This is a genomic window from Treponema socranskii subsp. socranskii VPI DR56BR1116 = ATCC 35536 (assembly GCF_000468115.1).
GTDB lineage: Bacteria > Spirochaetota > Spirochaetia > Treponematales > Treponemataceae > Treponema_D > Treponema_D socranskii.
Map to the genome: position 1 here is coordinate 1 of NZ_AVQI01000005.1, position 7,690 is coordinate 7,690.

The window sequence follows — 7,690 nt, forward strand, 5'->3', positions numbered from 1 at the left end:
ATGTGCGGGAGGAGCGATTTCTACTCTTAAATAGTTACATCGCTCCCTTTTAAAGTCATTTAATCTGTGATATAATACAATCAATGAAGGGGTGCCTATGCAAAAACGGTTTGATGATTTAACGATTACCGACGATTATATGTTTTGCGCGGTGATGCAGGATAAGTCTATCTGTACAACGGTTTTGAATATGGTGCTTGCAGACTCGATCGGGCCGATTAGCGATATAACTTATCAAAAAACATTCGACCAAGCAGGCTATGCAAAGGGCATACGCCTTGATGTGTGGGTTACCGACAGCAACGGCAGCGTGTATGACGTAGAAATGCAAACTACAAATAAACAAGACCTTGCCAAGCGTCTGCGCTACTATCAATCGGTTATCGACGTGAGCAGCCTTGAAAAGGGCGGACATTATACCGACTTGCCCGATTCATTCATCATCTTTTTTTGCCCGTTCGACTATCTAAACAGAGGCTTACCGGTATACACCTTCAAAACGGTATGCAGTGAAGATAACGCAATCGTATTAGCGGACGGCGTAACCAAGGTCATTATCAACAGCACTGCGGCAGATAAGACGCCTGACCCTGAACTAAAGGCTTTTTTGGAATACATGAACGGCATAACAAGCGACAGCCCCTTTATCCGCAAGGTAGATCGGTATATCAAAGAACTGAAAGAAAATGAAGAGAGGAGGAAAGAATACATGTTAATACAAGCATTTGAAATGGATGCACGAAAAGACGGCATACAACAGGGCATACAGCAAGGGCTGCGGCAAGGTATACAGCAAGGTATACAGCAAGGTAAATCGCTCGGTCTTGCTGAAGGTTCCCGTCAAAAAGCTCTCGAAACGGCACGGATTTTAAAACAGCTTGGCGATTCCGTAAAAAAGATAATGCAAGCTACCGGCCTTAGCCAAGAAGAAGTGGAAAGCATTTGAAAACAAACATCCCGTCTTATTGCCGGTGCAAATTTTGCAAACGAAGCTTATCGCTTACAGTATCTTATCCTTTCCTATTTTTTTTCGCGTAACAATAAGAAACTACGGCGAAGACGATACTTGAAAGCATCATCAAAAAGCAGAGAATTTGCCCCGTTGAAAAATTGAGGAGCGAAGCGTTCATATAGACGGGAGACGCCGTATCCTTTCCGATGCGGAAACCCAAATCTGCATCCGGCTCCCGAAAATATTCGATGACGAAGCGGAATGTGCCGTACCCGAAAACGTATGCGGCCGAAAGCATGCCGTCCCACCTTTTACGTTTTCTGATAAACCACAATATGACGAACAGTACGACGCCTTCGAAAAACGCTTCGTATAATTGGCTCGGATGGCGCGGAAGGTTTACGGTGGTTCCCATAATTTCCATGTATATCTTTGCCGCAAAGTCCTGCACCCATTTTAAGCTCGCCGAAAATTTTTCCGCTTGCGGAAAGACGATCCCCCACGGCATTGTCGTAATCCTTCCGTACAGTTCTCCGTTTAAAAAATTGCCGAGTCTGCCGAACGTGTAGCCCGCGGGAATCGCGACCGCTATCGCGTCCATCCATTGGAGCGTGTTTTTTTTGTGCCGCCTGCACCACAGGATCGTACCGATAAGGCCTCCGATAAGACCGCCGTGATACGACATACCCGCAAGACCTGTGAATTTATGCGTTACCGTGTCGAATGGCCAAAAGATGAGCCACGGCCGCTCGCGGTACATACCGCTCGTATCGTAGACGAGGGTCGAAAAGATGCGCGCGCCGATGAGCAAAAACACGATTCCCGTAGCGATAAAACCGAATATGTCGTCTTCGGTCGCTTTGTAATTTTTGCCGTCGAGCGCGCCTTCTTTCATCTCTTTTTTCAGCACGAAAAACGCCGTACCGAACGCGAATATGTACATGAGCCCGTACCAGCGTAAAAGGCCGAGCACGGGAACGCCCGGAAAAATTTCGGGATGGATCCACGACGGGTAATTGCAATACAAGGGTAAAAACATCGCTTATACCTTAAAGCCTTGGGCTGCAGCCTGCACCAATTTCGATTTTAACAATATGTTTTCTTTTTTCAGCTGCGTCAGTTCGAACTGCTGCGTTTTAATCGTTTCGGCGAGTTCTCCGACCGTGAGCGTACCGCTTCCGACCAAATCGTCGATGACCGACAGTTTGTAGTCGTAATCTTCGTTCGCTTCTTCTTCCGCCGTTTGGAACGTTTCGGCGCCGTCCGTGTCGGGAGAATAGGCGTCATCGAAAGTATGCGTTTCCGACGCGAGCACTTTTTCTGCGATGCGGTAGATCGCCTGCGAAAGTACCGCCTGCGGTTTATATACGATGATCGGCAGCTGCGATTCGAGCGCTTTTTCCTGGAGCGAATCGCGGTACATGATACCCAAGTATTCGATATCGAGTCCGAGATATTGGTTGCACGAACGGCGTATGCGCTGCGCTTTGTCCGCGTCTTTCGGATCGTCGATGAGATTCATGATGAGGCGCGGACGAAACGATTTCATGCGCGACAAAAAGAGCGCGGTGTTTTCCGGGTCGGCTTTATCGAGGGTTTCGATCAGTTTCGGGATATAGAGCCGCTGGAGCGACGTCGAATCTTTGCGCAGCGCTTCGAGCCTGTCGTATCCGGCAGTTCCTTTTTTAAACGTCGTGTACATGAGGCGGAAGACGGCGTTTTTGAGAAAGAGGTAGCCGTTGAGCGTCGCAGTAACCGTCGGGGCGGTTACGATGATGCCCTGTGCGGAAAGCAAAAACATATCGAGGATGATCTGGTGCGTTCCCGCTCCCAAGTCGAGGATGAGGTAATCGGCGTCGATGCTTTGAAAACTGCGTACGAGCTTTGTCTTTTGAAAAGGCTTGAGAGAGGTGAGTCCGGGGATTTGACTGTCGCCCGCGATAAAGCTCACGTTTTCATAATCGGTCGGTACGATGATGTCTTCGAATTCGCCTTTGTCGGTGAGCCACGCGCCGAGACTTGCCGCCGGATCCACGTGCTGACCGATCGCGAGATGCAGATTCGACGCGCCTAAATCCAAATCCGCAAGCACTGTTTTTTTGCCGGCCTGACCGAGCGCAATCGAAAGGTTTGCCGACAAAAGGCTTTTGCCGACGCCGCCCTTTCCGCTCGCAACGGGAATGATTTGCATACATCGATTATAACACACGTGCGCTTTTGTGCATAGTTGCGATCGCACACGCTGCAAGTGTCACGGGAAACGAAATGAAGGCAGTACGCTTCCGTACATTTCCGCAGGTTTACAAAAAGCGGTATTCGCAGTATACCGTGAGTCTATGACATATACCGAAAAATTTTTGAGCGATATAGCGCGGGCGGCAAAGCGCGAGCGGGCGGAAAACGGCAGCCGCTACGATGCGAAAAAAACGTGCGAAAAAATTGCGCGTTCCCTCGAAAACGCGATCCGCGGTCTCGGCGGCCTTCCCCGTGCGGTTGGGGACTATTGGCTTACCGAGTACATCGATTCGTCTTCCGATGCGGAAAATGAGCCGACGAGGGAGCACGCCGAAAAACTCGGTGCGATGCTTTCGTTTTTGCGCGGTGAGGACGACACGGCTTCGCTTTCGCCCGACGATTGGAAAAACCTTGCCGAGCTCGTGCAAAGTGAAGCCGAAACGCTTCCGATTGAATCGCTCTCGTCTCTCATGTCCTCTCTCGTCGAACAAAAAGCGGTGTAGTCCTATGTCCTTTCCCTTTCGGACGGAGCGGCTCGAAGATCCCGCTTTGCAGGGTTCCGCTCCGCTTCATTGCTCCGCTTCGCTTCGCAACGGCGTTCCGCCGCCCTTACAATCGGGCGTAGGCGCTTATGCTCCGTGTATGCAGTGTCCCAGAAAATGCGCTGTCGACAGAAAAGCCGTGCACGGATTGTGTGGAGAAGGAGATACCGTCCGCATCGCGTCCGCGTGTCTGCACTTCGGCGAAGAGCCGCCGGTCACCGTGTTCGGCGGCAGCGGTACGATTTTTTTTACGGGCTGTACGCTCCGCTGCGTGTTTTGCCAAAATTATCAAATTTCGCAAAACGGTATGGGGCGTACCGTCGATGCAGCAGAATTCGTTAAAATCTGCCGGACGCTCGAAAACGCGGGTGCGGAAAACATAAACCTCGTGACGGGAAGTCACGCGATTCCGAGAATCGCTTCGTACCTCAAGCGCGCTCGGGAAGAAGGCGTGTCGATTCCGTTTTGCTGGAATTCGTCCGCGTACGAATCGGTCGAAACGCTTGAACTGCTCGAAGACCTCGTGTCCGTATGGCTGCCCGATCTGAAAACGCTTTCGCCCGAACTTGCGAAGAACCTCTTCGGCGCGGAAGATTACCCCGAAGCCGCCGCGCGCGTCGTCGGCTGGATGATCGAGCGTTTTCCGCTTGTGCTCGCAGAAAAGACACGGGACGGCATCGAAAAAGAAAAAATCGAGCGCGGCGTCATCGTGCGTCATCTCTTTTTGCCGGGACGTTTTTCCGAAACTGCCGATACGCTTGAATGGCTCAAGCATCATGCCGACGGCAAAGCGCTCATTTCGCTCATGTCGCAGTATACGCCCGTACCTTTTGCGGAAAGCGAAAACGAGTGTGCAAAACGGAAGCGCGCGCTCGAAGCGATCGAAAATCGCCTCGTAAGTAAAACCGAAGACCGCGATCTCCGCGACCTCATCGATGCGTACGGTTTCGAATACCTTTTTTATCAAGAGCTTTCCGATGATACGAGCTGGCTCCCCGATTTTAACCGCACGCAGCCCTTTTCAAACGCGCTCGCAAAACCCGTGTGGCACTGGAAAACGGGTTTTGCGGTATAGTACGGCGCGTATGTTCCTGCATACAGCTGTGCTGCGGCCGGTTCCGACTGCCGCATCGGTATCTTTTAACTTCGGAGCTGTCCGAAAACTAATCGAGTTTTGAGACGGCCCCGTTTATTAAACCGTGCGCAAAGAGCGCACTGGTAGCACAGAAGCTGTTTCAAAAGATATAATGACGGCTATACGTATCGGATTATCCGGTACGAAAATGTTCTATAATTTAAGGGAGATTTTCCGCTTCGAGGATATCATAATGGCGAATACGACTATACTTCATTTTACCGGTATCGGTTCGGCGTTCAATGCGCCGCTTGGAAACACGAACGCATATTTTATCAACGGTACGACGCTTGTCATGTTTGACTGCGGCGAAAGCGTGTATCCGCGCATCATACGGCTGTTAAAATCAAAGCGTATTCGGCGCCTGGTCATATTGATTACGCATCTGCACAGCGATCATATCGGGAGTTTGGGAACCGTACTTTCGTTTTGCGATCACATCGTGCCGAAACCGGTCGATATATTTTATCCGACGAAAGCGCTCGAACGGTTTTTGAAATGTATCGGTATCGGCGCCGACAAATATACGCACTACCTGAGTGCGCCGGATGCGTGGGATCTGACTATCGTGCCGCACCGTGTCGTTCATTCCGATATGATTGCATGCTTCGGCTACGAAGTCGTGTTCGGCACCACATCGTTTTATTACAGCGGAGATGCGCATGATATTCCAGACATCGTGCTGAAAAAATTTCTCGACAATAAAATCGAACTGCTTTTTCATGAAGCGACGCTCGATAAAAATGCGGCGGGGCATTGCTGCTACACGACGCTTGAACGGAAAATCCCGCTGTCGGAAAGAAGCCGCGTGTACTGTATGCATCTCGGAAGCGATAAACTCATCGCCTTGCTGCGAAAAAAAGGCTTTCAAATTCCGAATATAGAGGTGCCGTAAATTGAGAGGAGACGATGTTTGCCGATACGTTCGCGGATGTAGGACGACGTCATCGCAGAAAATTCCAAACGTATACGAAAGGGTAGGCGAGCAGCTCAGGCAGCGTATAATCCGTGACGGCGGGCAGCACGAAATTCCGCACGATTGTATTGTACACAATGAGGTATCCCGAAACGGCTCCGATAAATATGATAATGCGGGATTTGAGCGCATTCCACACGTGTTCGGTCATAGCACGCTTTCTCGGTATCCATGCGGGCAGTTTGCCTTCGTTCCACGCGCGGAATAAAAACGCATAGAACGATTTTTTTGCCGACGATTTGCCGGATGTCCCTTCGGCTGTCGCAGTGTAAATCGCTTCGGCAAGCATTTCCCGTGCGTACAATTTTTTGTAGCGCGGATTTGCAAGCGCATTTTGCGCTTCCCGCGTGCGGATTTGTTTCAACACCGGAAAAAAATTATTAAGAAATTTAAAACATGAGATGCACGAGGCGGCTGCGGAGAGGACAAACCAGAGGCTCGCGCTTATGAGCAGAACGGACGCTGCAATTATACCCGGCGTCCGTGCGGGTTTTGAAAGGGCAAGGAGCAGCATCGATGCGGCAAAAAGGGCGAGTTTCAGAAGCGAGTTGAAAAAAAATCGCGTGCAGTATCGTTGAAACTGTTTTCCGACCGTAGCGGAAACGGCGTCTTCGGTGATGCGCCGTATTTGCTCGGACGCCGTGTCTCCAATGTCGCGTATGCCGTTTTTTATCTGCTCGGATATTTTCGGAATCGTTTCGATGATGAGGTCTTTGCACTGCGCGTAGACGAATGCGATAACCGCGGCGTCGTCGAGCAAACCTCCGGGCAGCAAAAAATCGGGCACGATATCGAAAGGACTGACGAGGTAGACGAGCGCGCCGATGATCGCGATCTTCGTTTCGGCGGGGATGTCGGGTGATTTAAAGCCCGCCCACAGCGCTTCGACGATATGCCACAGATCCGCGATCGGGCCGCGCTTCATTTTTTCCAAGTGCAATCCGACTTTTTTTACGTCGCGTTTTCCGGCGGCTTTGCCGAGTTCGTCCGCTTTTTTTATCGCCTTTTTGTCGATTTTTTGAAAGTTCATCGCGCACCGCACTCGAGTACGCAGCGATACGCCGCTGTAAGCGCATCGAGCGGCCAGCGGCCGCGGTTTGCGCTGCTTGTCGACGGGAGGCATACGGCGCCTATGTGTGTCGCCTCTTCGCACAGCTTTGTGTAGAGCTTATACGCAGTCTGCCCCGTGCAATATATACGGTCGATATGCGACGATGCAAGCAGCGTTGAAAAATCGTTCGCGATGGGGTTTTGTATGCTCGTGTCGGCCGCTCCCCGTATATCGCACGAAGCGAGCACGTCCCACAGCGCGATGCCGTGCCGGAGCACAAGCGTTCTCCGCTCGTCGACGGCTTTGATTCCTTCGTCGTTCGCATAGCCGAGTCTTTCTCCCGTAATGGCCGCGATAACCGGCCAAAACCTGTTTTGTCCGTGCATATAGTAAAAACCCGCCGTCCGGGAACGCGGAGAAGGCATCGTGCCGAGAACGAGGACACGGCTTTTCGAATCGTATACCGGCGCAAAGGGATGGTCGATTCGGGAAGCGGAGGACGAATTTTCAGTGTGCATGTTTATATAGTAATAACAAGCGTTCCGCACGTCAAGAAAATCAATATAATGATCGAAAAATCGATCGCGCAGGAATCCTCATAAAGGAATCGCAGTCGGCTTTCGCGGTGCATCCGTTTATTTTTACAAAAAACCGCGTAATTTATCACTTTGCAGGCGATATATATTGCAGCGGCTCTCTTGCCGCACTATCTCAACAATCGAAGGTATCCTCATGCAATATACCCATAAACCCGTCGACGAACTCTCCTTTACCGACGACTTTATGTTCGGCACGGTCA

The 7,690-nt window shown here is 50.9% G+C and carries 8 protein-coding genes; 4 read left to right on the plus strand and 4 right to left on the minus strand.

Going from position 1 to position 7,690, the window contains the following annotated elements; translation table 11 throughout:
- Positions 1-97: 97 nt before the first annotated feature.
- Positions 98-946, plus strand: coding sequence for an Rpn family recombination-promoting nuclease/putative transposase (locus HMPREF0860_RS00545; RefSeq protein WP_021330494.1), 849 nt, complete (start codon positions 98-100; stop codon positions 944-946).
- Positions 947-1,010: 64 nt separating this feature from the next.
- Here HMPREF0860_RS00545 and lgt read toward each other — a convergent pair whose 3' ends face one another.
- Positions 1,011-1,991, minus strand: a complete 981-nt coding sequence (lgt, locus tag HMPREF0860_RS00550; protein WP_021330495.1) for a prolipoprotein diacylglyceryl transferase — start codon at positions 1,989-1,991, stop codon at positions 1,011-1,013.
- Positions 1,992-1,994: 3 nt separating this feature from the next.
- On the minus strand, positions 1,995-3,143 hold the full coding sequence (locus HMPREF0860_RS00555) for a nucleotide-binding protein (RefSeq protein ID WP_021330490.1): 1,149 nt from the start codon (positions 3,141-3,143) through the stop codon (positions 1,995-1,997).
- Positions 3,144-3,288: 145 nt separating this feature from the next.
- Between HMPREF0860_RS00555 and HMPREF0860_RS00560 the strand changes: the two genes are divergently transcribed.
- The 3 genes from HMPREF0860_RS00560 (at position 3,289) to HMPREF0860_RS00570 (ending at position 5,759) form a co-directional block, all read left to right on the plus strand.
- The gene (locus tag HMPREF0860_RS00560) at positions 3,289-3,690 is read left to right on the plus strand and encodes a hypothetical protein (RefSeq protein ID WP_021330496.1); all 402 of its coding nucleotides are present in this window, start codon (positions 3,289-3,291) and stop codon (positions 3,688-3,690) included.
- 4 nt (positions 3,691-3,694) lie between these two features.
- Entirely contained in the window at positions 3,695-4,804 is a 1,110-nt protein-coding gene (locus tag HMPREF0860_RS00565; RefSeq protein WP_021330497.1) for a radical SAM protein, read from the plus strand.
- 253 nt (positions 4,805-5,057) lie between these two features.
- Positions 5,058-5,759 carry an MBL fold metallo-hydrolase gene (locus HMPREF0860_RS00570; protein WP_038081166.1) on the plus strand — a complete coding sequence of 234 codons (702 nt, stop codon included), beginning with the start codon at positions 5,058-5,060 and terminating at the stop codon, positions 5,757-5,759.
- 49 nt (positions 5,760-5,808) lie between these two features.
- Here the strand turns inward: HMPREF0860_RS00570 and HMPREF0860_RS13095 are convergent, their stop codons facing one another.
- Both HMPREF0860_RS13095 and HMPREF0860_RS00580 read right to left on the minus strand, forming a co-directional pair.
- Positions 5,809-6,870, minus strand: a complete 1,062-nt coding sequence (locus tag HMPREF0860_RS13095; RefSeq protein WP_021330491.1) for a YkvA family protein — start codon at positions 6,868-6,870, stop codon at positions 5,809-5,811.
- Entirely contained in the window at positions 6,867-7,409 is a 543-nt protein-coding gene (locus HMPREF0860_RS00580) for a DNA-deoxyinosine glycosylase (RefSeq protein ID WP_021330498.1), read from the minus strand. Before HMPREF0860_RS00580 ends, HMPREF0860_RS13095 begins: the two co-directional genes overlap by 4 nt.
- Between the last annotated feature and the right edge of the window lie 281 nt (positions 7,410-7,690).

What these genes read in the sequence shown, in the direction of transcription:
- HMPREF0860_RS00545 (WP_021330494.1), top strand. Translation starts at nt 98, where the DNA reads ATGCAAAAACGGTTTGATGATTTAACGATTACCGACGATTATATGTTT.
- lgt (WP_021330495.1), bottom strand. Translation starts at nt 1,991, where the DNA reads ATGTTTTTACCCTTGTATTGCAATTACCCGTCGTGGATCCATCCCGAA.
- HMPREF0860_RS00555 (WP_021330490.1), bottom strand. Translation starts at nt 3,143, where the DNA reads ATGCAAATCATTCCCGTTGCGAGCGGAAAGGGCGGCGTCGGCAAAAGC.
- HMPREF0860_RS00560 (WP_021330496.1), top strand. Translation starts at nt 3,289, where the DNA reads ATGACATATACCGAAAAATTTTTGAGCGATATAGCGCGGGCGGCAAAG.
- HMPREF0860_RS00565 (WP_021330497.1), top strand. Translation starts at nt 3,695, where the DNA reads ATGTCCTTTCCCTTTCGGACGGAGCGGCTCGAAGATCCCGCTTTGCAG.
- HMPREF0860_RS00570 (WP_038081166.1), top strand. Translation starts at nt 5,058, where the DNA reads ATGGCGAATACGACTATACTTCATTTTACCGGTATCGGTTCGGCGTTC.
- HMPREF0860_RS13095 (WP_021330491.1), bottom strand. Translation starts at nt 6,870, where the DNA reads ATGAACTTTCAAAAAATCGACAAAAAGGCGATAAAAAAAGCGGACGAA.
- HMPREF0860_RS00580 (WP_021330498.1), bottom strand. Translation starts at nt 7,409, where the DNA reads ATGCACACTGAAAATTCGTCCTCCGCTTCCCGAATCGACCATCCCTTT.